This window comes from Pseudomonas sp. NMI542_15, assembly GCF_021283425.1.
GTDB classification, from domain to species: domain Bacteria; phylum Pseudomonadota; class Gammaproteobacteria; order Pseudomonadales; family Pseudomonadaceae; genus Aquipseudomonas; species Aquipseudomonas fortuita.
Genome location: NZ_JAJSRO010000074.1, coordinates 1 through 677, shown reverse-complemented (window position 1 = coordinate 677; position 677 = coordinate 1). Strand labels below are relative to the sequence as shown.

Sequence of the window (677 nt, the reverse complement as noted above, 5' to 3'; positions counted from 1 at the left end):
AACATCTTCGGCCGATACCAGGGCCTTGAGGGCGACCAAACCACCACAGGCGCTGTTTGTATTGCCAGCCGGGCCAGGGGCCGCGTGCATGGCCGCAACTGGCTTCTTCAAGGCGACCCGACCACACCCTGCCCGCTCTGTGGACAAGCGGGCACCATCATCGAGGGCGAATCTCGTTGGCGGCAGGACGACATACCCACTGCTCTGGATGGAGCGCTGGTGCAATGCGGGTGCCCATCGGGCAGCAATCGCCTGGTTGCAAGTGGATACGCCCCTGCGGCGTCGCGCAGGGCGCCTGCACCTGAGCCTGTTCATGAGGCACCACCACAGGCCCAAGCGAGTAACCAAGTAAGCAGCAGCTATCAACCTGGGGCACATCAGCCCTCAAAAACAGCGCAGGGCATGGAGCCTGGCTTCTACATCGTTCCGCGCTGCATGACGTATCAGGAAGTCTTGGCAGAACTCGGCGCGCCGCAGGCCAACCTGCCTAGCTCGATTCTGGAACGACTGAACCCGACCTATCAGCGTGGGTTCAAGGCAGGTGAGATCTTTGTCATTGGCGACGGGTTGCAGCGGCCGGTGTGTACGCGTGAAGAACTGACTGCAATGAGTGCGGCGAAACAGGCGCGGGAAGCGTTGGCGAGCCTGACGCCAGAAGAGGCCGAGTTCATGATGCG

The 677-nt window shown here is 61.9% G+C and carries 1 protein-coding gene; it reads left to right on the top strand.

Annotated features, from left to right (window positions below; genetic code table 11):
* On the top strand, positions 1 to 677 hold a 677-nt coding region (locus LU684_RS30460; RefSeq protein ID WP_232895374.1), incomplete at both ends, for a PAAR domain-containing protein.